This is a genomic window from Mesorhizobium newzealandense (assembly GCF_042682145.1).
Taxonomy (GTDB): domain Bacteria; phylum Pseudomonadota; class Alphaproteobacteria; order Rhizobiales; family Rhizobiaceae; genus Mesorhizobium; species Mesorhizobium newzealandense.
In genome coordinates, this window is sequence record NZ_JBHUGZ010000017.1 from 471,529 (window position 1) to 496,412 (window position 24,884).

26 protein-coding genes are annotated in these 24,884 nt (G+C 64.5%); 14 read left to right on the forward strand and 12 right to left on the reverse strand.

Features of this window, described 5'->3' with window-relative positions; all coding sequences use genetic code 11:
- Positions 1–129: 129 nt before the first annotated feature.
- Positions 130–1,167, reverse strand: a complete 1,038-nt coding sequence (locus ACFSOZ_RS26515; RefSeq protein WP_379102793.1) for a zinc-binding dehydrogenase — start codon at positions 1,165–1,167, stop codon at positions 130–132.
- Between the two features lie 54 nt (positions 1,168–1,221).
- Complete coding sequence (locus tag ACFSOZ_RS26520) at positions 1,222–2,463, reverse strand: acyl-CoA dehydrogenase family protein (RefSeq protein ID WP_379102795.1); 1,242 nt, start codon at positions 2,461–2,463, stop codon at positions 1,222–1,224.
- 121 nt (positions 2,464–2,584) lie between these two features.
- Here ACFSOZ_RS26520 and ACFSOZ_RS26525 point away from each other — a divergent pair, with 121 nt between their 5' ends.
- The 6 genes from ACFSOZ_RS26525 (at position 2,585) to ACFSOZ_RS26550 (ending at position 6,927) form a co-directional block, all read left to right on the forward strand.
- Positions 2,585–3,400, forward strand: coding sequence for an SDR family oxidoreductase (locus ACFSOZ_RS26525; protein ID WP_379102798.1), 816 nt, complete (start codon positions 2,585–2,587; stop codon positions 3,398–3,400).
- Between the two features lie 36 nt (positions 3,401–3,436).
- A complete protein-coding gene (locus ACFSOZ_RS26530; RefSeq protein WP_379103251.1) occupies positions 3,437–3,922 on the forward strand; it encodes a MaoC family dehydratase in 486 nt (161 codons plus the stop codon).
- Entirely contained in the window at positions 3,919–4,953 is a 1,035-nt protein-coding gene (locus ACFSOZ_RS26535) for a phosphotransferase family protein (RefSeq protein WP_379102801.1), read from the forward strand. Before ACFSOZ_RS26530 ends, ACFSOZ_RS26535 begins: the two co-directional genes overlap by 4 nt.
- The gene (locus ACFSOZ_RS26540) at positions 4,953–5,729 is read left to right on the forward strand and encodes an SDR family NAD(P)-dependent oxidoreductase (RefSeq protein ID WP_379102803.1); all 777 of its coding nucleotides are present in this window, start codon (positions 4,953–4,955) and stop codon (positions 5,727–5,729) included. The genes ACFSOZ_RS26535 and ACFSOZ_RS26540 overlap by 1 nt, the downstream gene beginning before the upstream one ends.
- A gap of 92 nt (positions 5,730–5,821) precedes the next feature.
- The gene (locus tag ACFSOZ_RS26545; protein ID WP_379102805.1) at positions 5,822–6,466 is read left to right on the forward strand and encodes a TetR/AcrR family transcriptional regulator; all 645 of its coding nucleotides are present in this window, start codon (positions 5,822–5,824) and stop codon (positions 6,464–6,466) included.
- A 212-nt stretch (positions 6,467–6,678) separates the two neighbouring features.
- Positions 6,679–6,927: a DUF680 domain-containing protein gene (locus tag ACFSOZ_RS26550; RefSeq protein ID WP_379102807.1), complete on the forward strand. Its 249-nt coding sequence runs from the start codon at positions 6,679–6,681 to the stop codon at positions 6,925–6,927.
- An 89-nt stretch (positions 6,928–7,016) separates the two neighbouring features.
- On the opposite strand, the gene ACFSOZ_RS26555 is transcribed toward ACFSOZ_RS26550, so the two are convergent.
- From ACFSOZ_RS26555 to ACFSOZ_RS26590, 8 genes are all read right to left on the reverse strand, one after another.
- Complete coding sequence (locus ACFSOZ_RS26555) at positions 7,017–8,096, reverse strand: Gfo/Idh/MocA family protein (protein WP_379102808.1); 1,080 nt, start codon at positions 8,094–8,096, stop codon at positions 7,017–7,019.
- Between the two features lie 19 nt (positions 8,097–8,115).
- Entirely contained in the window at positions 8,116–8,895 is a 780-nt protein-coding gene (locus ACFSOZ_RS26560) for a ThuA domain-containing protein (RefSeq protein ID WP_379102810.1), read from the reverse strand.
- Positions 8,896–8,971: 76 nt separating this feature from the next.
- Positions 8,972–9,202 (reverse strand): hypothetical protein, encoded by a 231-nt coding sequence (locus ACFSOZ_RS26565; protein WP_379102813.1) that lies wholly within the window; start codon positions 9,200–9,202, stop codon positions 8,972–8,974.
- 59 nt (positions 9,203–9,261) lie between these two features.
- Positions 9,262–9,843 (reverse strand): sarcosine oxidase subunit gamma, encoded by a 582-nt coding sequence (locus ACFSOZ_RS26570; protein ID WP_379102816.1) that lies wholly within the window; start codon positions 9,841–9,843, stop codon positions 9,262–9,264.
- Positions 9,836–12,829 (reverse strand): sarcosine oxidase subunit alpha, encoded by a 2,994-nt coding sequence (locus tag ACFSOZ_RS26575; protein ID WP_379102818.1) that lies wholly within the window; start codon positions 12,827–12,829, stop codon positions 9,836–9,838. The genes ACFSOZ_RS26570 and ACFSOZ_RS26575 overlap by 8 nt, the downstream gene beginning before the upstream one ends.
- A complete protein-coding gene (locus tag ACFSOZ_RS26580; protein WP_379102820.1) occupies positions 12,826–13,137 on the reverse strand; it encodes a sarcosine oxidase subunit delta in 312 nt (103 codons plus the stop codon). Before ACFSOZ_RS26580 ends, ACFSOZ_RS26575 begins: the two co-directional genes overlap by 4 nt.
- Before the next feature lie 11 nt (positions 13,138–13,148).
- Positions 13,149–13,571 carry a hypothetical protein gene (locus ACFSOZ_RS26585; RefSeq protein WP_379102823.1) on the reverse strand — a complete coding sequence of 141 codons (423 nt, stop codon included), beginning with the start codon at positions 13,569–13,571 and terminating at the stop codon, positions 13,149–13,151.
- A complete protein-coding gene (locus tag ACFSOZ_RS26590) occupies positions 13,571–14,824 on the reverse strand; it encodes a sarcosine oxidase subunit beta (protein ID WP_379102824.1) in 1,254 nt (417 codons plus the stop codon). The genes ACFSOZ_RS26585 and ACFSOZ_RS26590 overlap by 1 nt, the downstream gene beginning before the upstream one ends.
- Before the next feature lie 202 nt (positions 14,825–15,026).
- Here ACFSOZ_RS26590 and ACFSOZ_RS26595 point away from each other — a divergent pair, with 202 nt between their 5' ends.
- The 8 genes from ACFSOZ_RS26595 (at position 15,027) to ACFSOZ_RS26630 (ending at position 21,436) form a co-directional block, all read left to right on the forward strand.
- The gene (locus ACFSOZ_RS26595; protein ID WP_379102826.1) at positions 15,027–15,395 is read left to right on the forward strand and encodes a YrdB family protein; all 369 of its coding nucleotides are present in this window, start codon (positions 15,027–15,029) and stop codon (positions 15,393–15,395) included.
- A gap of 172 nt (positions 15,396–15,567) precedes the next feature.
- Entirely contained in the window at positions 15,568–16,326 is a 759-nt protein-coding gene (locus ACFSOZ_RS26600) for an SDR family oxidoreductase (protein WP_379102828.1), read from the forward strand.
- A 128-nt stretch (positions 16,327–16,454) separates the two neighbouring features.
- Positions 16,455–16,841 carry an SET domain-containing protein gene (locus tag ACFSOZ_RS26605; protein ID WP_379102831.1) on the forward strand — a complete coding sequence of 129 codons (387 nt, stop codon included), beginning with the start codon at positions 16,455–16,457 and terminating at the stop codon, positions 16,839–16,841.
- Between the two features lie 178 nt (positions 16,842–17,019).
- Complete coding sequence (rpsU, locus tag ACFSOZ_RS26610) at positions 17,020–17,298, forward strand: 30S ribosomal protein S21 (protein WP_023810129.1); 279 nt, start codon at positions 17,020–17,022, stop codon at positions 17,296–17,298.
- Between the two features lie 192 nt (positions 17,299–17,490).
- Complete coding sequence (locus tag ACFSOZ_RS26615) at positions 17,491–18,342, forward strand: tetratricopeptide repeat protein (RefSeq protein ID WP_379102834.1); 852 nt, start codon at positions 17,491–17,493, stop codon at positions 18,340–18,342.
- A 286-nt stretch (positions 18,343–18,628) separates the two neighbouring features.
- Positions 18,629–19,105: a DUF992 domain-containing protein gene (locus tag ACFSOZ_RS26620; protein WP_379102835.1), complete on the forward strand. Its 477-nt coding sequence runs from the start codon at positions 18,629–18,631 to the stop codon at positions 19,103–19,105.
- Between the two features lie 211 nt (positions 19,106–19,316).
- Positions 19,317–19,799 (forward strand): DUF992 domain-containing protein, encoded by a 483-nt coding sequence (locus ACFSOZ_RS26625; RefSeq protein WP_379102837.1) that lies wholly within the window; start codon positions 19,317–19,319, stop codon positions 19,797–19,799.
- 200 nt (positions 19,800–19,999) lie between these two features.
- Positions 20,000–21,436 (forward strand): MFS transporter, encoded by a 1,437-nt coding sequence (locus ACFSOZ_RS26630; RefSeq protein WP_379102839.1) that lies wholly within the window; start codon positions 20,000–20,002, stop codon positions 21,434–21,436.
- A 4-nt stretch (positions 21,437–21,440) separates the two neighbouring features.
- On the opposite strand, the gene ACFSOZ_RS26635 is transcribed toward ACFSOZ_RS26630, so the two are convergent.
- Both ACFSOZ_RS26635 and ACFSOZ_RS26640 read right to left on the reverse strand, forming a co-directional pair.
- Positions 21,441–22,151 (reverse strand): response regulator transcription factor, encoded by a 711-nt coding sequence (locus ACFSOZ_RS26635; protein ID WP_379102841.1) that lies wholly within the window; start codon positions 22,149–22,151, stop codon positions 21,441–21,443.
- Complete coding sequence (locus ACFSOZ_RS26640) at positions 22,148–24,880, reverse strand: DUF4118 domain-containing protein (protein ID WP_379102843.1); 2,733 nt, start codon at positions 24,878–24,880, stop codon at positions 22,148–22,150. Before ACFSOZ_RS26640 ends, ACFSOZ_RS26635 begins: the two co-directional genes overlap by 4 nt.
- Between the last annotated feature and the right edge of the window lie 4 nt (positions 24,881–24,884).

The window sequence follows — 24,884 nt, forward strand, 5'->3', positions numbered from 1 at the left end:
AAAGCGGCGTGGCATAGGGGGCTGAAAGACGCGGATGTCCGCCCGACGGCTGGCGGCAGCCGGACACCGGGATGTTTTGGTATCGAGAGCCTGTCAATGCTGCGCATTCGAACGTCTGGCACCTTCATGCTACGGCCGAATGAACACCTTGCCGTTGGGCCTCGCCAGTTCCGTCGGCACCCGCGCCATTGCCTCGGCGAGCGGCACCACCGCCGTCACATCGGTTGACCAGCGCCGATCGGAAAAACGCTTCTGCGCTTCCAGGATCGCCGGGCCGCGGCGGTCGCGAAACTGGCGCATCCACTCGCTCAGCCAAAAACCTTCGATATGCTTGTGCTGGAAGATCAGTTGGCCGGGTTCACGGATGATCGTGGCTTCGGGATCGAGCCGCCCGTAGATGATCCAGCGCGAGCGCTTCGGCATGGCGTCGAAGATGGCGGAAGCCAGCGGCCCGGTGACCGCGTCGAGGAAGATGCGCGGCTGTTCGGCCTTCATCACCTCGCGCAGCGTCGCCTTGAAATCCGGCGCCTTTTCATTGAGGACATGCGCCGCGCCAAGCGCTTTGAGCAGCGCAATCTGATCGTCGCGCCGCACGGTGACGATGGGTCGGAAACCCTCTTCCTTGGCCAGGCCGATGATCAGTTTGCACAGCTGGCTGGCGCCGGCGGTCATGACGAACGCCTTTTCGCCTTCCTGTTTGACGATGTCGAACATGGCGAGCGCGGTGAGCGGGTTGACGATCATCGCCGCACCATCCTCGTCGCGGACGGTGTCAAGCAACGGGATGCAGACCACCGCCTCGGCAACGGCATATTCGGCCCATGAGCCCCAGTTGGTGACGCCGGTGGCGAAAGCGACGCGCTTGCCGAGCAGGCTTTTGGGATAGGGTTCGTCACCGCTGGCGACGACGGTGCCTACCCCCTCGAAACCGGCCGGCTGGCCCTTGGCGCGCGGCTGGCCGTACTGGCCTTTGACGAACATGACATCGGACGGATTGATCGAGGCCAGGCTGACCTTGATCAGCACCTGCGTCGGCCCGGGTGTCGGCACCGCGATGCTGCCCTCCTCGAGATAGGGCTCCATCGCCTCCAGCACGCTGCCGATCGGCGTCCTAGTGTAGCCGTCGCCGACAAGCAGCAGCGCCTTCATTTCGGAGGGGACGGTCATCGGAACACTCCCTGCTTGGACCTGTCGGCGTCGCCGGATGACGAATGCCGGCGCTCAGACCTTTTCCTGCGTGTATTTCTTCAGCTCCGTCCGCGCCACCTGGCGGCGATGCACGGCGTCCGGTCCGTCGGCAAGGCGCAATGTCCGCAGATGCGTCCACGAACGCGCCAGCGGCGTGTCCTGGCTGATGCCTTGCGCGCCGAACATCTGCACCGCCTCGTCGGTGACCTTGAGCGCGACGCGCGGCGCGATCACCTTGATCTGGCTGATCCAGGGGGCTGCGGCGCGCGCGTCGCCCTGGTCGATCATCCACGCCGCCTTGAGGCAGAGCAGCCGGGCCATCTCGATCTCCATGCGGCATTCGGCGATGATGTCGAAATTGGCGCCGAGCTTGGCCAGGGGCTGACCGAAGGCCTCGCGGCGCACGGAACGCTGGCACAGCATCTCCAGCGCCATTTCGGCCTGGCCGATGGCGCGCATGCAGTGATGGATGCGGCCGGGGCCGAGTCGCCCTTGCGCGATCTCGAACCCCCTGCCCTCGCCGAGGATCAGGTTCGCTGCGGGCACACGCACATTGTCGAAGCGAAGATGCATGTGGCCATGCGGCGCGTCGTCGTCGCCATAGACCTGCATGGCCCGGACCTTGGTCACGCCTTTCGTGTCGGAGGGCACCAGGATCATCGAATGCCGCCGATGTGTCGGCTCTGCATCGCCACCGGTCCTGACCATGACGATGTAGATGGCGCAGCGCGGATCGCCGGCGCCGGACGCCCACCATTTCTCGCCGTTGAGCACATAGTCGCCGCCCTGGCGCTCACAGCGCATCGCAATGTTGGTGGCGTCGGACGAAGCGACATCCGGCTCGGTCATCAGGTAGGCCGAGCGAATCTTGCCGTCGAGCAGCGGCTCGAGCCAAGCCTGCTTGTGGTCGGCCGAGCCATACCGCTCCAGCACTTCCATATTGCCGGTGTCGGGCGCCGAGCAGTTGAAGGTTTCGGCGCCGAGATGCGCCTTGCCCATCTCCTCCGCGAGATAGGCGTATTCGACGGTGGAAAGGCCGTAGCCGCGTTCCGAGCCGGTCAGCCAGAAATTCCACAGGCCGCGCTCCCGTGCGGTGTTCTTCAGCCCTTCGAGGATCTCGCTCTGGCGCGCGCTATAGACCCAGCGGTCGCCTTGCTTGCCCACTTCGCCGAGGAATTCCCTGTCGAGCGGCATGATCTCGTCGCGCACCATGGCCGCGACGCGCGCATGGATCGGCTTCAGCCGCTCGGTCATGCCGAGATTCATCTCCGTCATCGGTCGCTAACCCTTCATGCACGCCAGGCATTTTACCCGTGGCAAGGATGACCGTACTTCGGATAGCCTTGTCAACGCGAACTGTTTTGCCGGATGCCGAGGCAAGGCACGGAGGATTGTGATGAGCTATCTGGACGAGCTGTTTTCGGTGGCCGGCAAGACCGCGCTGGTGACGGGAGCGGCGACCGGCATCGGCCGCATGGCGGCAACCGCGCTGGTGAAGGCGGGCGCCAGCGTGATGATCGCCTCGCGCAAGGGCGAGGATTGCATCAAGGTCGCAGCTGAACTGAACGGGCTTGGTGTACCGGGCCGAGCCGAAGGCTTTACTGGCGATGTCTCCAGTGAGGCCGGTATTGCGGCACTCGTCGCCGAGGTCAAGGCGCGCACCAACCACCTGAACGTCCTGGTCAACAATGCCGGCGTGTCCTGGGGCGCGCCGCTGGAGAGCTTCCCCTATTCGGCATGGGCCAAGGTCCTGGGCGTCAATGTCACCGCGGTCTTCCATCTGACGCGCGAATTGCTGCCGTTGCTCGATGCCGCCGCCAGCGATGCCGATCCGGCCCGGGTGATCAACCTGGGTTCGGTGATGGGCACGCAGCCGCTGGCCGACGACGCCTATTCCTACACGGCGTCGAAGGCCGCGGTCCATCATCTGACGCGCACCCTGGCGCTCGAGTTCGCCGCCCGCCGCATCACCGTCAACGCCTTCGCGCCCGGCCCCTTCCAGAGCCGCATGACGGCATTTGCCACCGGCACGCAGGAACAGGCCAGACATGTCGGCAGCCATGTTCCGATCGGCCGTATCGGCGCACCGGATGACATTGCCGGCGCAACGCTCTATTTGTGCAGCCGTGCAGGCAGCTATGTCACCGGCGCCATCCTGCCGATCGACGGCGGACAGTCGGTGCAGCATGGGCTGACCTTGTTCAAGGAATGACATTTTCCGGCCGGAGCCGGGGGTGAACTGGAGGACATCCGCGTGGAACCGATCAGTCTCGATTTGCTTCTGGCCAGTGTCGGCAAGGAGGTTGGCGTGTCGCCGTGGCGTGTGGTCACGCAGCGCATGATCGACCAGTTCGCCGACGCCACCGACGACCACCAGTTCATCCACTGCGACCCGGAGCGCGCCATGCGCGAGACGCCGTTCGGCGGCACCATCGCACACGGCTTCCTGTCCCTGTCGCTGTTGTCGGCGATGACCTTCGAGACCATGCCGCCGTTGGAAAACGGCAAGATGGGCGTCAACCACGGCTTCGATTCGCTGCGCTTCCTGGCGCCGGTGAAGACCGGCGCGCGCATCCGCACCCGTTTCGTGCTGGCCGACGTCAAGGTCAGGCCATCGGGCTGGGTGCAGACCGCGCATGACGTGACGATCGAGATCGAGGGCTCGAAGAAACCGGCACTGACCGCGCGCTGGCTGACGCTGACCTTGATCGAACGCCAGCCCGAGACGGCATGAGCGATCCGAACGTTCTCGACCAGGCAGCGCTTGCGCCATACCTCGAGGCGAACATATCAGGCTTTTCCGGGCTCCTCTCCATCGAAAAGTTCAAATCCGGCCAATCGAACCCGACCTATCTGCTGACGGCGGCAAGCGGCCGCTATGTGCTACGCGCCAAGCCGCCCGGGCAGTTGCTGAAATCGGCGCATCAGGTCGACCGCGAATTCACCGTGATGAAGGCACTTGCCGGCAGCGCCGTGCCGGTGCCGCGGATGCTGCATCTGTCGGCGGAGGTTTCGCCGATCGGCCGCATGTTCTACGTCATGGATTTCCTCGACGGCCGCATCTTCTGGGATCCGGCGCTGCCGGAAGCTCGCGACAATGAAGAACGCGCCGCCATCTACGATGCCATGAATGCAACGCTGGCGGCCCTGCACGATATCGATGTCGCGGCCGCGGGTCTGGGCGATTTCGGCCGGCCGGGCAATTATTTCGAGCGCCAGCTGGCGCGCTGGACCAGCCAGTACCGCGCCTCGGAGACCGGCACCGTTGCCGACATGGACCGGCTGATTGCCTGGCTGGAGACGCACAGGCCCGCCGATGACGGCCGCGTCTCGCTGGTGCATGGCGACTACCGGCTGGACAATCTGATCTTCGCTCCCGATCGGCCTCAAGTGCTGGCGGTGCTCGACTGGGAACTCTCGACGCTCGGCCACCCCTTTGCCGACATCGCCTATCAGTGCATGCAGTGGCGCCTGCCGCACGCCTCGGGCTTTCGCGGCCTGGGCGGCATCGATCGGCGCTCGCTCGGCCTGCCCTCGGAAGCGGATTATGTCGCCGCCTACTGCCGGCGGCGCGGGCTCACCGGCATCGGCAACTGGACCTTCTTCCTGGCCTTCTCTTTCTTCCGGCTGGCGGCGATCTGCCAGGGCGTCTTCAGGCGGGCGCTGGACGGCAACGCCTCCAATCCCGAAAAGGCCAAAACCTATGGCGAGGCGGTGAAACTGCTGTCGCATCTTGCCGTGAAACTGCTCGACAAGGAGACATGATGCGCCGCTTCGAGGGAGCAACCGTGCTGATCACCGGTGCTGCCGGCGGGCTTGGCCGGGGTGCGGCGAAAGGCTTTGCCACCGAAGGCGCTCGGCTGGTTCTGTCGGACATCGATGAAAAGGCGCTGGACGATCTCGCAGGCACGCTGCAGGCCGAGACGGCGATCCTCGCCGGCAACATCACTGACGAAAAACTGTCCGAGGACCTGGTCAGGCTGGCGGCCGAAAAATTCGGCCTGCTGGATGTCGCCATCAACAATGCCGGCATCGTCCAGAGCTTCGTGCGCTTGCCGCAAGTCCCCTCGGACGAGGCGCGCCGCGTGCTGGAGGTCGATCTGCTCGGTGTGTTCTATGCCATGAAGCATCAGATCCCGCAGATGGAGCGGCAGTTCAAGGCGACCGGCAAGGGCGGCGCCATCGTCAACATCGCCTCGGCCGCCGGCCTGTCCGGCGCGCCGAAACTTTCGGTCTATGCCGCCGCCAAGCACGGCGTCGTCGGCCTGACCCGCTCGGCGGCGGTCGAATACGCTACCAAGGGCCTGCGCATCAACGCCATCTGCCCAGCCCACACGAGGACGGCCATGGTCGACGGCGTCGTGCGCGTCTCCGGCGCGCCGGAAACAGAGGCGTTGGCCGAACTGACGCGTGGCGTGCCGATGAAGCGGGTGGCCGAAGTCGACGAAATCACCACCGCCATCCTGTTCGCCGCCGACCCGGCCAATTCCTTCATGACCGGCCATGCGCTGGCCATCGACGGCGGCGTCGGCGCGATCTGATGCATGCCGTTTGGGAACCTGTCGCGCCCTTGTTCGTTTTCGTACAGCGTATATAATTTAGCCAGGCACCAACCCAACGAAGGCACGAGATCTTGCCGCCGAGCGTCCAGAAACGCCGCGAGAAACAGAAAGCCGAACTGCGCTCCGAGCTGGTCGAGGCCGCGCACAAGCTCGTCCAGGAAGAAGGCTATGAAGGCCTGACTATCCGCAAATTGGCCAAGCGGGTCGGCTACGCGCCGATGTCGGTCTACTCCTACTTCGCCGACAAGCAGGACATCCTGTTCGCGCTGGCCGAGGATGCGTTCGAGACGCTTGCCCGCCGCATCGAGGAGCATACCTCCGACGATCCGATCGAGGCATTGCAGGCGGTCATGACCGAATATGCCGCTTTCGGGCTCGGCAATCCCAACGAATACCGCACCGTGTTCATGACCGAGAAGACCAAGCTGCCGGAAGGCAGGAGGTACGAGGACATGGAAGAGAGCAACCCGGCGATGAACGCGCTGATCAGCAGGGTCGAGGCCTGCGTCGCCGCCGGCAAGTTGCAGGGCGACCCGCGCGCCATCGCCACCATGCTGTGGGCGGTCGGCCATGGCACGATCTCGCTGCTGATCACCTTTCCGTTCTATCCCTTCGGCGACCCGCAGGCCTTCGTGAAGCGGATGTGCGATTTCACGCTTGCCACGCTCAGCACGCAGAATGTGCCGCCGCTGACCGAGACGCCAGTCAACTGCTGAGCGACACCCTTCACAGGCTCTGATCACTACCAACGACCGATTGGAGCGCTCGGCTATGCCAGAACGCCGCGATTTTCGGCGTTCAATAAAAGTTCAATAAAATTCATCGTACATGTACGTTTTCTGACTTGAACGCCGGCATCTCCGCTCGTATATGTACACCGTATCGTACATGTACGAAGAAATTCAACCGTCGAAAACGGAGACTGACGATGAAAAAGACACTCCTCACCCTCGCCGCCGTGCTGGCGCTTTCGGGCTCGGCCTTCGCCGCCAGCGCCACCCAGCCGGTCAAGCAGGCACCGTCCGCGACCTGCGTCGACACCAGGACCCATGTGAAGCTCGATTGCACTTCGACCGGCTCGGTCGAGAAGAAGGGCGCCACGGAAAACACAGCTGAAGGCAAGGGCCCGCGGCTCGGCATCAGCATCAATCCGTGGATCGTGCCGAGCACATTCTGACATCCGCTGACCAGATCAAAAGCCGAGGCCGGCGCAAATCAAAAGCCGGCCTGGCGGAACGTTCGGTTCCAGAAATGACGTTCCGGTCATCAGCGGATTGAGATTGGCCCTCGAACCGCAGAACTTTCGAAAGCCGCGTCGATCAGCTTCTGCATGTCAGCGGCGCGCCGGAAGGACGGCTCGCCGTTCTGGCCGGCATCCAGCGCATCGGCAAAACGCCGGGCGTTGCGTTTGACATCCGGCATGGCAAGCGCTCGCCAGCGCTGCTGATCGACATCCTTGCCCAGGCAAGCGGACAGGTTCGAGGCCTTGCCGTCGGTCTCGACCTTGATGGCGCCCTTGGTGCCGTGCATGGCCAACGAGAGGTCGTTGGCGTGGCCGGTCGTGTAGCGGCTGGCCACGATCGTGGCCAGCGCGCCGGTGGTGAGCCGCGCCATCATTGCCACGCTGTCGTTGGCGTCCAGCACATAGTCGCCGATGCGCTCGCCCTCGGCCTTCGGAAACGTCACCAGATCAGCGTGCAGGCTGACGATATCCTGCGCCGCACCATAGGTGGCGAAGTCAAGGATATGAATGCCGACATCGCCGAGCACGCCTGTCGAGCCGTGCCGGCTCGACAGGCGCCACAGCCATTTATCCTCGACCCGCCAGTCGCCCCACGATTTGCTGACCAGCCAGCTTTGCCGGTAGCTCGCCTCGACATGGCGCAATTCGCCGATCTCGCCGGCCTGCACCATGCGCCGTGCTTCCTGGATCGCCGGTGAGTTGCGATAGGTCAGGTTGACCATGTTGACGACCCCGGCCGCTTCGGCGGCTTCTGTCATTGCCAGCGCATCGGCATGGTTCGGCGCCAGCGGCTTTTCGCAGAACACGTGCTTGCCGGCGGCAAGCAGCGCCAGCGTCGTTGCCATGTGCGCACCATCCGGCGTCGCGTTGATGGCGGCATCGAACTGACCCCAGGCGATCGCCGCTTCCAGGCTCTCGAAAAAATCGCCGATTGTGTTGGCGGCGGCGAACGCCGCCGCGCGGCCCGGCACCTGATCGACGCAAGCGACGATGCGGCAGCCCGGGATTTTTGCGAATTCCTCGACATGATGCCCGGCAATGCCGCCGGTGCCGAGCAGAAGCAGCCGGTGCGTCGGCTTGGCCCCCATCAGTTCAGGCCCCATTCATCAAACCCCATTTAGCTCAAACCCTTTCACCATCGGCATGCAGGCGCAGCCCTTTCTGGACGATCTTCTCCTTGGCCGCATCCGTAGGCACGTTCGGCGCATTGGTGATGCCGGACCAGGCCGGCGCCGGGTTGTGCGCCCAGTGCACAGCGTTGCGCAGCACCTGCTGCACGCCCTCATTGTGGTAGATCGGATAGGTCTCGTGGCCCGGCGAAAAGTAGAAGATCCTGCCGGCGCCGCGCTGGTAGGTCAGCCCGGACCGGAACACCTCGCCGCCTTCGTACCAGGAGACGAACACCGTCTCGAGCGGCTCCGGCACCGCGAAGGGCTCACCATACATTTCCGTCTCGCCGATCTCCAGGCACTCGCCGATGCCTTGAGCGATCGGGTGGCTGCGGTTGATCGCCCAGACACGCTCGCGCTCGCCCGCCTCACGCCATTTCAACGAACAGGGCGTCCCCATCAGCCGCTTGAAAATCTTCGAGTAGTGGCCGGAATGGAGCACGATCAGCCCCATGCCTTCCCACACCCGCTTCTGCACCCGCTCGACGATCTCGTCCTTGACCTCGCCATGGGCGGCATGGCCCCACCACAGCAGCACGTCGGTGGCGGCCAGGCGTTTCTCGCTCAAGCCATGCTCGGGCTCCTGCAAGGTGGCGGTGGTCGCCTCGATGCCCTTGTCCTGGTTGAGCGCCGCGGCAATGGTGCCATGCATGCCCTTGGGATAAAGGTCGCGCACGGCGGCATTGGTCTGCTCGTGGACGTTCTCGCCCCAAACAATGGCTTTTGTCGGCATTTTTCTCTCCCAAAGCGCTTTAAATAGCATGTCCAATGGGATTGAGAAGGTCCGATCCGGCCTGGTCCGATGGAAACTACGTCGTGCGCTTCTTGCGCCCTTGCACAGTTTTGGCCTTGCCCGGCTTCGCCGGAGCGCCGGAGATGGACGTACTGGTTATCGACACCGGATCGCTGGCCGGAAAGGTGTCCTCGAGGCCTTCCTCGAGTTCCTCTTCGGCGCTGGACTCTTCGTGTTGCTCATGTTCGAGCGAGCGAACGGCAGCGCTCTTTTTGACCGGCGACTTCGGCGCGGAATTCGACGGCATCGGCATTCTCCCTCGGCGTACGGATGCAGAACGAGCGTGCCCTGCAAAACGTTCCAAGTTCAGACCGCTGCGTCCCGCGATCCCTCGGACAGGAAAGTAAAGACATAGTCCGAGAGGGAACGCCAGCACTCGACCCGGAAGGCGTCAGGGCCGTTGCGCAACAGCACGATCTCGGCCTTGCCCAGGATGGTGCGCGACGCCGCCCCCACCGGGAAGGCTTCGAGCGACAGATCCTGCGGGCAGCCCGCGTTGATCGTCGCCGTAGCCCCGGCACCGGTAACGGCAATCGCGATGTTGCGATGCGAAATGCCGACCGCCGAATGCAGCAAAGTAACCTTGGCGCAATCGGCGAGCGGATCACTGCCGGCTTCATCGATGACCAGCCATTCGTCGGGGCCGAGCCACAAAGCGGTGCGGCCTGCCTTCGTGGCCGAGGTCTTCGGCTTTGTCGGCAAGGTCACGCCGAGCGCCTTCGACAGTGCTGCCACCGAAGCCTCCGGCGCGCGCAGCGAGATGCGATCGGCAGGCGGCAGAACCTCGACCTTGACGCCGGTCGCGATGGTGGTGCGCCCGGCCAACGCCGGGCGGCGCTCGACCGATGGCGCGGCAACAGCAGCTTTTTTCGCAGCAGCCTTAGCCATTGAGGCGCCCTCCCGTCTCGTCGAAGAACACCATGCCGGCAACCTCCACTTCGATCACCCCGTTTGGCATCGGCACATAGAGCGTGTCGCCCATGCGGTCGCGGCCGCCGGCAACCAGCGCCAGCGCGATCGAGCGGCCGCAATTTTCCGACCAGTAGCTGGAGGTGACGTGGCCGATCATCTTCATCGGGATCGCCTGCTTGGGATCCTCGACGATCTGAGCACCCTCTTCCAGGACCACCTTCGGATCTTTGGTCTTGAGACCGACCAGCTGCTTGCGGCCCTTGGCGACCAGATCCGGCCGCGCCATGCCGCGAATGCCGACGAAGTCGGCCTTCTTCTTGCCGACCGCCCAGTCGAGACCGGCGTCGTTCGGCGTCACCGTGCCGTCGGTGTCCTGGCCGACGATGATGTAGCCCTTTTCGGCGCGCAGCACATGCATCGCCTCGGTGCCGTAGGCGGCGGCACCATGCTTCCGGCCCTCGGCCCAAAGCGCCTCCCAGACGGCCTGGCCATAGTCGGCCGGCACGTTGACCTCGAAGCCACGCTCGCCGGTGAACGACATGCGGAACAGCCGGGTCGGCACGCCGCAGATCTTGCCTTCGCGCACCGACATATGCGGCAGCGCCTCGTCGGACATGTCGATGCCTTCGACCAGCGGCGCGATGATGTCGCGCGACTTCGGCCCTTGCACGGCGATGACCGCCCACTGCTCGGTGATCGAGGTCAGCCAGACATTGAGCTGCGGGAACTCGGTCTGGAGATAATCCTCCATGTGGTTCATGACGCGCTGCGCGCCGCCTGTCGTCGTCGTCACATGGAAACGGTCGGGCGCCAGCCGGCCGACGACGCCGTCATCATAGATGAAGCCGTCCTCGCGCAGCATGATGCCATAGCGGCATCGGCCCGGCTCCAGCTTCTCCCACGGGTTGGTGTAGAGCAGTTCCATGAACTTGGCCGCGTCCGGCCCGACCACTTCGATCTTGCCCAGCGTCGAGGCATCGAACAGGCCGGCCGTATTGCGCACCGCGACGCATTCACGGTCGACCGCGGCGTGCATGTCTTCGTCGGCCTTGGGGAAATACCAGGCGCGCTTCCACTGCCCGACATCCTCGAACACGGCGCCCTGGGCTTCGGCCCACGGATGGATCGCCGTCTTGCGCGTCGGGTCGAACAGCGGACCGCGCGCATGGCTGACGATCGCGCCGAAGGTCACCGGCGTATACGGCGCCCGGAACGTGGTCAGGCCGACTTCCGGGATCGGCTTGCCGATCGTCTCGGCGGCAATCGCCAGGCCGTGCATGTTGGAGGTCTTGCCCTGGTCGGTCGCCATGCCGTTGGTGGTGAAGCGCTTGACGTGCTCGATCGAGCGCATGCCTTCATGCACCGCCTGGCGGATATCCTTGGCGGTGACGTCGTTCTGGAAATCGACGAAGGCCTTGACCGTCGTGTCCGGCCCGGCGCCGGGGGCAGCACCCAGCATGCCACGCGACCAGCTCTCCGAGGCGTCGACCTTCGGCTTGTTTCCCTTGGCGGTTTTCGAGCCGGCATCCTTGGCCGCCTTGGCGCCCGCCGCATAGGCTTCGTCGACCGTCGCGGACAGTCCGTCGGTGCCGTTGCAGGCGCCGACCGAGACGCAATCCTGCGCATAGGTGCCCGGCACGAAGCGCTTGGTCTCGTCGTTGAAGGCGACCTTGCCGCGCGACTGCGAGAACAGATGCACGGACGGCGTCCAGCCGGCCGACATCAGGATCGCATCGACCGGGATGGTGCGTTCGCCGCCGCCATTCTTTGGCTGCACGGTCATCGACGACACCCTGAGCTTGCCGCCGGCGCGGATCACCGCGCGGCCGAAATTGACCTCGATGCCGAGCGCCCTCGCCTCATCGATCACCGGCCCTGTCGGATGGTCGCGCAGGTCGACGATCGCCGCCACGTCGACGCCGGCCTTCTTCAGGTCGATCGCCGCCGCATAGGCGGAATCATTGGCGGTGTAGACGCCGACATTCTTGCCGACCGCGACGCCATAGTGGTTGAGATAGGTGCGCGCCGCACCGGCCAACATGATGCCCGGCCGGTCATTGTCGGCGAACACCATGTGCCGTTCGATGGCCCCGGAGGCGAGCACCACGCGCTTGGCGCGAACCTGCCACAGCCGCTCACGCGTCAGATCGTGACCAGGGGTTGCTAGATGATCGCTGACACGTTCGACCAGGCCGACGAAATTCTGCGCGTAATAGCCGAAGGCCGTCGTGCGCGAGAGCACGCGGACATTGTCCATGCCTTGGAGCCTGGCCACCGCCGCCTGTGCCCAGGCAAAACCGTCCTGGCCGTCGATCCTGGCGCCGGTCTCGAAACGCAGGCTGCCGCAGAACTCGGCCTGCTCATCGGCGAGGATGACGCGCACCCCGGTCTCGGCCGCGGCAAGTGCGGCCGCGATGCCCGCCGCACCGCCGCCCAGCACCAGCACGTCGCAATGCGCATAGCGCGACGAGTAATGGTCGGGATCCGGCTGATCGGGGGAAACGCCAAGCCCGGCCGCGGCGCGGATCTTCGGCTCGTAGAGGCTCTTCCACGCCGCCTTCGGCCACATGAAGGTCTTGTAGTAGAAGCCGGCCGAAAACAGCGGCGAAGCGATGTCGTTGACCGCACCAACGTCGAACGACAGTGACGGCCAGCGGTTCTGCGACTGCGCGGCAAGCCCGTCATAGAGCTCCTGCACGGTGGCCCGCACATTCGGCGTCTTGCGCGCCGCGTCGCGCTTGATCTCAACCAGCGCGTTCGGCTCTTCCGCGCCCGCCGACAGGATGCCGCGCGGACGGTGATACTTGAACGAGCGGCCGACGAGGTGGACGCCATTGGCGAGCAGCGCCGAGGCCAACGTATCACCCTCGACGCCGGCGTAGGACTGGCCATCGAAGCTGAACCGCGCGGTCTTGGCCTGCTTGAGGCGACCGGCGCCGGGAATGCGGAACGCGCCGCTCATTTGGCAACCACTTCGTTGGAGATTTTGGGCAGCTTCGACGGCTTCGGTTCGCCGGCCTTGTAGGTCATGACGAACTTGTCGGTGACGGTGTCGCGCACCGCATTGAAGAAGCGGGCGCAGCCATGCATGTGCCGCCAGCGCTCATGGATGATGCCCTTGGGATTCGAGCGGATGAAGAAGAACTTTTCGAAATCGTCGTCGGTCTCGCCAGCGATGTTGGCCGAGCGCGCGATATGCGCCTCGCCGGCGTTGCGGAACTCGAGCTCCGGGCGCTCTTCCTCGCAATAGGGGCAGCGGATGAGAAGCATCTGGTTCGTTCCTACAATTCGCCGTGGCCGACGTGAGCGCCGGCGGGTTGGTCGCAAAGCTTTTGGCCCATGGTTGCAAAAGGCGCGACGAGGCGGATGCGCTCTTCCACGCTTGCAGCCGGACGAAACAGGTCGCGATACGCCATGTTGCCGATCGTGAGTTGCATCGGATCGGTCGTGACGATGACGCGGCGCGGCTCGAATGTTTCGACCTCGCCGAGATCGGAAGGCCCGTTCTCCAGGAACATGACCACCTTCTGGCCGCCGCTCCACACGCAGGCCAGCATGCCGTCGTCGACGGAAAACGGCCATCCGGCCTCGTTCCCGGCGCGGCTGATCGGCTGCGTACGCACTTCGTCCGCCGAGGGAAAATGGAACATGCCCTGTTCCCCCGCCAGCATCAGCGGCATGGCGACAGCCATCTGCGCCATCATCAGTGCGCCACCGCCGCCGCTGCCGCCTCGTCGATGAGCCGGCCGGTGCGGAAGCGCTCGATGGTGAAGGGCGCGTTGATCGGATGCGGATCGTCCCTGGCGATGGTATGAGCAAAGACATGCCCCGAGCCCGGCGTCGCCTTGAAGCCGCCCGTGCCCCAGCCGCAATTGACATAGAGGCCGGGCACCGGCGTCTTGGCCAGGATCGGCGAGCGATCCGGCGTGACGTCGACGATGCCGCCCCACGAACGCAGCATCTTCATGCGCGTGAAGATCGGGAACATCTCGCAGATGGCGTCGAGCGTGTGCTGCAGGATGTGCAGACCGCCGGTCTGCGAATAGGAGACATACTGATCGGTGCCGGCGCCGATCACAAGCTCGCCCTTGTCGGACTGCGAGATATAGGCGTGCACCGTGTTCGACATCACCACGCACGGCACCACCGGCTTGACCGGCTCCGACACCAGCGCCTGCAGCGGATAGCTTTCCAGCGGCATGCGCACGCCGGCCATGTTCATGATGACCGAGGAATGGCCGGCGGCGACGACACCGACCTTCTTGGCGCCGATGAAGCCGCGCGTCGTATCGACGCCCATGACCGCGCCGTTCGGCGCCCGCTTGACGCCGGTGACCTCGCAATTCTGGATGATGTGGACGCCGCGCGCCGAAGCGCCGCGCGCATAGCCCCAGGCGACGGCATCGTGGCGCGCCGTGCCGCCGCGGCGCTGCAGCGCGGCACCGACGACCGGATAGCGCGCATCCCTGGAGAGGTTGAGCGGCGGGCAGAATTCCTTCGCCTGTTCCGGCGACAGCCATTCATTGTCGATGCCGTTCAGCCGGTTGGCATGGACATGGCGCTTCAGCACCTGGATGTCGTGCACATTGTGGGCGAGCATCATGACGCCGCGCGCCGAATACATGACGTTGTAGTTGAGCTCCTGGCTGAGCCCGTCCCACAGCTTCAGCGCATGGTCGTAGATGCCGGCGCTCTCGTCATAGAGATAGTTGGAGCGGATGATGGTGGTGTTGCGGCCGGTGTTGCCACCGCCCAGCCAGCCCTTTTCCAGCACCGCGACATTGGTGATGCCGTGCACCGTGGCGAGATAATAGGCGGTGGCCAGGCCATGGCCGCCGGCGCCGACGATGATGACGTCGTATTCCTTCTTCGGCTCAGGCGAGGACCATTGCTCCTCCCAGCCCTTATGGCCGCGCATGGCCTCGCGGGCGATGGCGAATACCGAATATTTCTTCAACGTTCCAGCCTCGCAAATGGCGGCAGGGCGTTCACTCGGCCCCGGCGCGCGAGGTGTATCACTAGCGAAACGCAGCTTCCACCCTTGCGCTGTTTGCGACGGCGCTTGCCGTTTTGCGCCGCGCCGAAAAAGACGCATGCGATCTGGCCGCCATGGCCGCCTTCGGTCACATTGCCTGGCGCGGGACTCAAGGAGGACGATCATGGGCAACGCCTGGTGGAATTTGACGTTACGCTTCCTGCTGGAGCTTGCCGCCTTGCTCGGCCTCGGTCTGGCGGGCCGGGGTGTCTCCGACGGATGGTGGCGCTGGATCCTGGCTCTGGCCCTGCCGCTCATTGCGGCCGTCTTGTGGGGAACCTTTGCCGTGCTCAACGATCCAACCCGGTCGGGCCGTGCCCCCGTGCCAGTTCCGGGCGCGGTGCGGCTGGTGCTCGAACTGGTCATCCTGTTCGGCGGTGCCGCCGGAATCTATGTGGCCGGTTACACGACCGCGGGCATCATCGTCGCCCTGCTCATCGCCATCAGCTACGCATTTTCGCTCGACCGCCTGGGATGGCTGTTGCGGCAATAATTCGCCCAACCGCCTCGCCTTTTCGCGAGTGGCGAGCTGGTTCGCTTCTCCAACGACCGGCGGCAAGATCCAACTGCGCAGGTATCGGGTGTCGCCGGAGGGCATGGCCTGCGATCAAGGCCCTCGTTGCCGGCACCAGTCGGCCAGACAGGACCGACAGAAGGACGACTCCATGCTCGCACTCGCCAACAAGATCGCCATCGCCACCGGCGCCAGTTCCGGCATCGGCCGCGCCACCGCGAAACTCTTTGCAGAGGAAGGCGCCAAGGTCGTCGTCGCCGCCCGCCGCCAGGCCGAGCTTGATGCGCTTGTCGCCGAGATCGAGGATGCCGACGGCACGGCCGTCGCCCTTGCCGGCGATGTCCGCGACGAAGCCTATGCAAAAGCCCTTGTCGATCTGGCGGTCGAAAAATTCGGCGGGCTCGACATCGCCTTCAACAATGCCGGCGCCGTCGGCCAGATGGGACCGATTTCGGACCTGTCGCTGGAGGGATGGCGAGAGACGCTGGACACCAACCTGACCAGCGCGTTTCTCGGCGCGAAATACCAGGTGCCGGCCATGGTCGAGCGGGGCGGCGGATCGCTGATCTTCACCTCCACCTTCGTCGGTCACACCGTCGGCATGCCCGGCATGACCAGCTATGCCGCGAGCAAGGCCGGGCTGATCGGGCTGACGCAGGTGCTTGCGGCCGAATATGGCCCGAAAGGCGTGCGGGTCAACGCACTGCTCCCCGGCGGCACCGACACGCCGGCGGCGACCTTCAAGACCCCTGATTCGCGGGCTTTCGTGGAAAACCTGCATGCGCTGAAGCGTGTCGCGGGACCGGAGGAGATCGCCCGCTCGGCGCTCTACCTCGCCTCCGACGCCTCGAGCTTCACCACCGGAGCGGCATTGCTTGCCGATGGCGGCGTGTCGATCAACCGGACGTGATCGGTTTTCGCGGCCAGGACGCGTGTTCATGGCCGCAACGTGGGCGTCCGGACTTGCTTTTTCGCCGCGATTTGGCGATGCCGTTTCGTGTCGAAACGGGTCTTCTTGCCAAAACGGGTCCTGGAACCATGATGCTGATCAGAACCTACGTGGCTGCGAGCGCAATCGAGGGCGTTGGCGTGTTCGCCGCCGAGTCGATCAGGAAAGGCGCCTCGATCTGGCGGCTCGATCCGGATTTCGACCGGCTGATCCCGATGGAGAAGTACAAGGCAGCATCGTCGCATCTCAGGGAGTTGCTCGACCGCTACGCCTACCCAAGCCCGGATAGGCCAGGCTTCATGGTCTATGAAGTCGACAATGGGCGCTTCATGAACCATGCCGGAAATCCGAACACGGATTTCTCCCGATATGGCGAGGCAACCGCGACGCGCGACATAGCGGCTGGCGAGGAGATCACCTGCGACTATGGTGAGTTCTTCGAAGATTTCGAGCGGCTGCACCTCGCCACGGCGTAGTCGGCTCCCTATCCAGCAGCAAACCGGCTGCGGTTTGGCCGCTGATGTTCATTTCGGCTGTGGACAGCGCGGCCTGATTCTGCTATCAGCCGCCACAATTCGTGGTGTAAATCGCCGCGGAGGCTTGTGGCTATGGCCGCTTGCCTGTTGATATCAAACCCGAAAGACAGGATTGCCCGTGCAGGTACTCGTCCGCGACAATAACGTTGATCAGGCGCTTCGCGCGCTCAAGAAGAAGATGCAGCGCGAAGGCATTTTCCGCGAAATGAAGATGCGCGGCCACTACGAGAAGCCGTCCGAGAAGCGCGCCCGTGAAAAGGCCGAAGCCGTGCGCCGCGCGCGCAAGCTGGCCCGCAAGCGTGCACAGCGCGAAGGTCTGCTGCCGATGACGCCGCGTCCGGTTGCTGCTGGCGCCGCCGGCGGTGCAGGTGGTGCTCCGCGTCCGCCGCGGTTCTAACGCCAATTTTTCGTCCTTTTCGAAGGATACTAGAGGTGGCGCGATGCGGAATCGCCGCCACCTTTTTGTTTAGAGCAGCGTCCGCCAACCTGGACGCACAAAGGACGCTCTAACAATTTGCGACAATTTTGACCCGGCCCGGAGGGGGGACCCGGACCTGAACGACGCGGCTGAAGTGAGGACAGGGCAGACATGATCGCAATCAGCGTGGAGCGCAGAACCCCATTGCGCGGTTTCGCCCTGACGGCCGCCCTGCTTTCCGGGCTGGCGCTTGCCGGCTGCCAGACGGCCGGCCCCACCGGCGAATTCAACAACATCGACAAGGCGCAGGGGTCGAGCGAGAACATTTCCTCGCTGTCGGCGGTAATCCAGCGCAATCCCCAGGATCCCGAAGGCTACAATGTGCGCGGCTCCGCCTATGGCCGTGGCGGCCAGTACCAGGCGGCGCTCAAAGATTTCAACACCGCCATCGAGCTCAACCCGAATTTCTTCCAGGCCTATTCGAACCGCGCGCTCATCCAGCGCTTCCTCGGCAATCAGAAGGCCGCGCTCGACGACTACAACCATTCGATCCAGATCAACGGCAATTATGACGCCGCCTATATCGGCCGTGGCAATCTGTACCGAAAGGCGGGTCGCACCCAGGACGCCTTCAACGACTTCCAGAAGGCAATCCAGCTCGACACGACCGATGCGCGCGCTTACCACAATCGCGGCCTGATCTATCAGAGCCAGGGCCAGCACAAGTTCGCCATCGAGGATTTCTCGACCGCCATCTCGCTGGCGCCGGACGCCGCCGAGCCCTACAACGGCCGCGGCCTTTCCTACCTGGCCACCAACGATGAAGACAACGCCTTCGCCGACTTCAACATGGCGATCAAGCTCGACGGCAAGAACGCCGAGGCCTGGGCCAATCAGGCGCTGATCTACGAGCGGCGCGGCGACAAGGTCAAGGCCGGGAAATCCTACCGCGAAGCCGTGCATCTTGATCCGACATACCAGCCAGCCAAGGATGGCCTCGCCCGCGTCAGCGGAGCGACTTAAGGCGCGTCGCGTAAAAGCGGGTCGACGCGCTTTAAGTCCCCGTTTCTATGCATGTCGTTGCCTCAAAACCGGGGCCACTTTTGAGCGACATGCATCAGGCACGAATCAAAGCGCTGCCCGTTGTGCGCCCGAAAGAGCGCGCGGCGCCGCAAACCCGTCAATCCAGCAACCGCGCGTTAACCCCGGCCGCAAGGAGGTGACCCTTGCCTTGTTCGTGCCAAGTTTTCGGTGGAACGGTCCGGCCACCCCAGCCGTTACTCCAAGCAATTTGCGAAAGGACCCTTCCATGATCAAGAAACTCGCCTGCGCCGCTGCCCTCGCCACGACGGTGTTCGCCGTCGCCCCTGCCAGCGCCGGCAAGCTGCAACTCGGCACGCTCGACTGCACCATCGACGGCGGCACCGCTTACATCGTCGCCTCCAACAAGGGCGTCGACTGCACCTTCCGTCCCTATCATCACGGGCCTTCTGAGCACTATACCGGCGTCATCTCCAAGATCGGCGTCGATCTCGGCCAGACGCATCAGGGCCAGTTGGTCTGGGCCGTGCTGGCGGCGACGCGCGACCGTGAGGCTGGCGATCTCGCCGGCGGCTACTACGGCGTCAACGCCGAGGCGAGCGTGGTGACCGGGGGCGGCGCCAATCTGCTGGTCGGTGGCTTCGGCAGCGCCTTCATGCTGGAGCCGCTCAGCGTGCAGGCACAGACCGGCGTCAATCTCGCGGTCGCCGTGACCTCGCTCGAGCTGATCCACTCGTTCAAGTGAATGCAGGGAGCCTTTCAGCTCCGGGCTGAAGGCTCCGTTTCAAAGTGACAGCGTAGTTTGTACGTTCGAATGACGCACGTCGCTCCAAGGTCTCTCTACCTGCGGCGCGGAACCGGATAGGGTGTTCCGCGCCGTAAGATTTTGCATCAAACAAAAGAGACAGAGCGGTTCTGCGTTTCCGTGAAATGATGAGCCGTTCGGGGGGACCGCCATGCTGAAGACAGCCATCGCTGCTGCCATACTCGCCACCGCGCTTGCCGGGACGGCGCATGCGCAGGACAGGGGCGTCGAACTCGGCGTGCTGGATTGTGCCATCGGCGGCGGCACCGGTTTCATCTTCGGCTCGAGCAAGGATTTGAGCTGCACCTTCAATCCCGCCGACAAGAGCTTCGCGCCGGAAGCCTATTTCGGCGCCGTCAACAAATACGGCCTCGACATCGGCACGAGCAAGCAGACGGTGATGCAGTGGATCGTGCTGTCGCCACTGAAGAACATCTACGCGCCGGGTGCACTGGCCGGAGACTATCTCGGCGCCAGCGCGGAGGTGACGGCCACTGTCGGCGCCGGCGCCAATCTGCTGGTCGGTGGCTCCTCGCAGGCCTTCACCTTGCAGCCTCTCAGCCTGCAGACGCAGACTGGCATCAACCTCGCGATCGGCGTCAGCCAGTTCCAGTTGCGCAGCACCGAGAATTGATCGCTCGGTCACCTTCGTAATATCCCGAAAAAATTCGCTTGAGCTCAACCCCGGTTGAGGTTTTACAAGCCTGCCCCGATGCAGCAGCGCCATCGATGCGGCGCGCGATGCACGCTCCTGCTGCGCATGGTCCTGCCGGAAACCCGTGCTGGCTTCTGGCGCCATGCGCAGGCATCGAGATATGGAAGGCAGGGGGGGAAATGACCGAAATCAGCACAAACAGGGTCGACTGGCGCGCTTTGTGGGCGAGCGGCGACCTGGCGCGTTTCTGCTTCATCAGCCTCGGCATCCTGCTGCACGCCACCAACGAGACGATGGTGGCGACGGTGATGCCGGCCATGGTCGGCGAACTGGCCGGCGTGCAGCTCGTCGGCTGGTCGCTGGCGATCTATGAGCTCGGCGCCATCGTTGCCGGCGCGGCGGCCGGACGGCTGGTGAGCTATGTCCCGCTGCGCACCAACATGGTGGTTGCGGCGCTCCTCTATGCCGCTGGGGCGCTGATCTGCGCCACCTCGCCTTCCATGCAATTGTTCCTTGCCGGCCGCCTGATCGAGGGGCTTGGCGGCGGCGCGCTGGTGTCGCTGGCCTTCGTCTCGGTCGAGCGGCTGTTCTCGCGCGCCATCTGGCCGCAGCTTTTCGGCATCATGTCGGCGATCTGGGGCGTCGCCGCCTTCAGCGGCCCGATGCTCGGCGCGATCATGACCGAGCTTTTGTCGTGGCGCTGGGCCTTCGGCATCTTCACCTTCGGCGGCACCGCCATGGCGCTGGCAAGCTTCATCGTGCTCAACACACCGGAGGCGACGCGACCCGTCGCCAGTGCGGGCAAGCCACCGCCCTTCCCGTTCACGGCACTGGGCTGCCTGGCCGTCGCCGTGGTGCTGATCGCCTCGGCCGGCGTCGACATCGCCTTGCTGCGCTCCTCGCTGCTGATGGTCCTCGGCCTTATCGGCCTGGTGCTGTTCTTCTACATCGACGCGCTGAAGCCGCGCTCCCGGCTTTTTCCGGCACGGCTGTTCTCGTGGCGCACGCCAGTCGGCGCCGGCATGACTATGGTTGCCGCCTTTTCGGTGGCGACCTGTTCCTTCGGCGTCTATGGACCCCTGCTGCTGACCAGCCTGCACGACATCCCGCTGCTCACCACCGGCTACATCATCGCCGCCGAATCGATCGCCTGGTCGATCCTGTCGATCCTAGTCGCCAATGCACCGCCTGCGCGCGAACGGCTGATCATTGTCTGCGGCGCACTGATGATCGCGGCAGGCATCGCCGGCTTTGCCTACACGATACCGCTGGGCTCCATTCCGCTGATCCTGCTTTGCGCCCTGCTGCAAGGCGGCGGCTTCGGCATCGCCTGGCCGTTCCTGACGCGCGTCATCGTCGCCTCCGCCCCGGAGGGCGAGCAGACCATCGCCTCGGCGGCGGTGCCGACCATGCAGCGCATCGGCTATGCGGTGGGTGCCGCACTTGCCGGCATCGTCGCAAATGCCAGCGGTTTTTCGGAAGGGCTGAACCATGACGCGGCGGCAAATGTCGCCTCCTGGCTGTTCCTCGCCTTCGTGCCGCTCGGCGTTGTCGGCTGTCTGGCTGCCCTGTGGGCATCGTCGACGGCAAACCGTCTGCAGGAGGCTGTTGGTTAGAGCGTCAAGTCGAACGGCCCTCGCTCTCGACCTCGCGCAGGCGGTAGCCGACACCGGTCTCGGTGGTGATGTAGCGCGGCTGGTCGGGGGTCTTCTCGATCTTCTGCCTGAGCTGCCGGACATAGACCCTGAGATACTGCACGTCGGTCGAATCGCCCCAGACCTGCTTCAAGAGGAAATGGTGGGTCAGCACCTTGCCGGCATGCTGCACCAGGATGCGGAGGATGTCGTATTCCTTCGGCGAGAGTTTTACGTCCTTGCCTTCGACCTTGACGATGCGTTTGACCAGATCGACGGACAGGTCGCCGGTGTGGAACACCGGCTTCTCGCCCTGCTGCTGGAACTTGTGACGCAGCGCCACGCGGATGCGTGCCACCAGCTCGTTCATGCCGAACGGCTTGGTGACATAGTCGTCGGCACCAAGTTCCAGAGCCTGGACGATGCCAGCCTCGTCGGTGCGGCTGGAAAGGATGACCACAGGAATGTCGAGACCGTCGTCGCGCCATTTGCGCAACAGCTCATGGCCGCTCATGCCGGGCAGGCCGAGGTCGAGCAGGACGAGGTCAGGCTTCTCCCCCTCCATCAGCTCGATCGCCACCCTGGCGTTCGGCGCCTCGCTGATCGCGTAGCCCTGGCTGCCGAGCCCGACGCGCAGCAGCTTGCGGATCGGCGGCTCGTCATCGACAACCAGTATCCTGACGTTCGAGTTTGTCATGCCAAGTCACTCACATCGTCGTCGTCCGTCGAGGCTCCGAGGTCGGGCGGGTTCGCCGGCTTCGGCATCTTGATGGTGAAAACCGCGCCCGAATGGTCGGTTCGGTTTGCCGCCGAGATCGTGCCACCCATCGCCTCGATGAAGCCGCGGCAGATCGACAGCCCAAGCCCGGTGCCGGCGCGGACCTGATCGCGCTTGCGCACCCGATAGAAGGTGTCGAAAATCCGTTCCAGATCGCCGGGGGGAATGCCAGGACCCTCATCCATGATCTGCAGGATGACGGACCCATTGTCGGTCCAGCCCTGTACGCGGATCGTCGAGCCGGGCGGCGCGTATTTCGCCGCATTGTCGAGGAGATTGAACAGCGCCTGCTCGAACAGGACAGGGTCGACCTTCAACATCGGCAAATCCGACGGGATGTCGATATCCGTCTTGTGCTCGCTGATGATTTTCCTGGCTCTCTGCAGGGCGGAACCGACGATGTCGCCGACATAATGGAAAGCGTAGTTCGGCTCCATCGCGCCGGACTCGATCTTGGTCATGTCGAGCAGATTGGCGATGAAGCGGTTCAGGCGTTCGGATTCGTCGAGCACGGTCGTCAGCAGTTCCGCCCGATCCTGTTCGGGAAGAGCCGGCGCGAATTCCCGCAGCGTGCCGGCCGCACCCATGATGGCGGCGAGCGGCGTCTTCAGATCATGCGAGATGGAGGTGAGAAGGGCCGAGCGCAGCCTGTCCGCCTCGGCCGCGAGCTTGGCGCGGTCGACGTCGGCGACAAGCTGGATGCGCTCGATGGCGACCGCCGCCTGGTCGGCCAGCGCATCGAGCAGGCGCTGCTGCTCGGGCGTCAGCAGCGGGCCCTGCTTGTCGTTGTCGAGGCCAACGACGCCGATGGCCGTGCGCCCGGTCCGCAAGGGAAGATAAAGGCGCTTGGCGCCCGGAAGCGTGTCGGCGCCGCGTCCCGCGGCGCGGTTGTGCTCCCAGGCCCAACGGGCGGCTGCGATGTCGGCCTCGGCCAGCGTGTCGTCGGGCGGATAGCCGGCCTTGACGGTGATCGTTCCGTCTTCCGGCAGCAGCAGCACCACCCGCAGCTTCAGCATCGAGGCGATCTGGAAGGCGGTAGCCCAGAGAACGTCGTCGAGCGTACCGGCACCGGCGAGCTTCTTGGAAAAGAGGTAGATATCCTCGGTCGCCCGCGCCCGCGAGCGGGCGGCGATGGCCTGACGCTGCACGCGCACCGTCAGATTGCTGGCAATGACGGCGACAACCAGGAAGACGCCGAGCGCAACAATGCTCTCCGGATCCCGGATCGTCAGCGTGTAGCGCGGCTCCAGGAAAAAATAGTTGAACGCAAGGGCGCTGAGGAGACAGGCGTACAGGGCCGGCCACAGACCGCCGGTCACCGCCGATGCCAGCACCCCGACGAGAAAGATGATGGCGAGGTTGCGAACGTCGAGAAACTGGTCGAGCAGGACGGCAAAGGCGAGCGAGCCCATGACATAGGCCGTGGCCTTGAGATAGGGCCAGATCTGGAACTGCCACTGCTCGTCGGCCGCCTTGACGTTCCTCGACGTTGCATCGGTGTTGCGTTCGTTTCCCGAAATGACATGGACGCTGATGTCGCCGGCATTGCGGATGAGATCATAGGTGAGCGAGCCTTCGATCAATTCGCGCCAGCGCGACCGGGTCGGCCTGCCGACCACGATATGGGTGAAATTGTTCGCCGTCGCATAACGCACGATATCCTGCGCCACGTTCTGACCCGGAATGGTCGTCACCTCGGCACCAAGTTGTTGGGCGAGGCGCAGGTTCGTCGCGAGCCGGTCCTTGTCCTCCTCGGGCATGCTGGCCGAGCGGGTGCTGTCGACATGCAGTGCCGTCCACGGGGCGCGGAGCCGGTCGGCGAGCCTGCGTGCATAGCGCACGCGGGCCGATCCTCCCGGGCGCGCGTCGAGGCACACGAGGACCCTTTCCCCGGCAGCCCACGGTCCGGGAATTGCATGGGCCTGCATATGGATCAGCAACTGGTCGTCGACGCGCTGGGCGGTACGGCGCAATGCCAGCTCCCTCAGCGCCGTCAGATTGCCCGGCGAGAAATAGTTCTCGATCGCGCGCTGTGCGGTGTTGGGGAAATAGACCTTGCCTTCCTCGAGCCGCTTGATCAGGTCGTCGGGGGTGAGATCGATGATCTCGACATCGTCGGCCTGGTCGATGATGGAATCGGGAACCGTCTCGCGGACCCTGACCTTGGTGATCTGGGCGACGACATCGTTCAGGCTTTCAACATGCTGGATGTTGAGCGTCGTGTAGACGTCGATGCCTTGCGTCAGGATTTCCTGGACGTCGAGATAGCGCTTGGGATGGCGGCTGCCGGGCGCGTTGGTGTGGGCGAGCTCGTCGACGAGAACCAGCGCCGGGCGACGGGCGAGGATAGCGTCGATATCCATCTCATCGAGGATGCGGCCCTTGTAGTCGACCTTGCGGCGGGGAATGACCTCATAGCCCTCGACCAGGGCCAGTGTTTCCTTGCGGCCATGCGTCTCGACGACGCCGATCACCACGTCCACGCCGTCGGCCAGCCTGGCGCGGCCCGACATCAGCATCTCGTAGGTCTTGCCGACGCCGGGCGCCGCACCCAGGAATATCCTCAGGCGGCCGCGCGCCTCCCGCTCGGCATGATCCAGCAGCGCGTCGGGAGAAGGTCTGGTTTCGTTGCGGCTGTCGTCCGGCATCAGC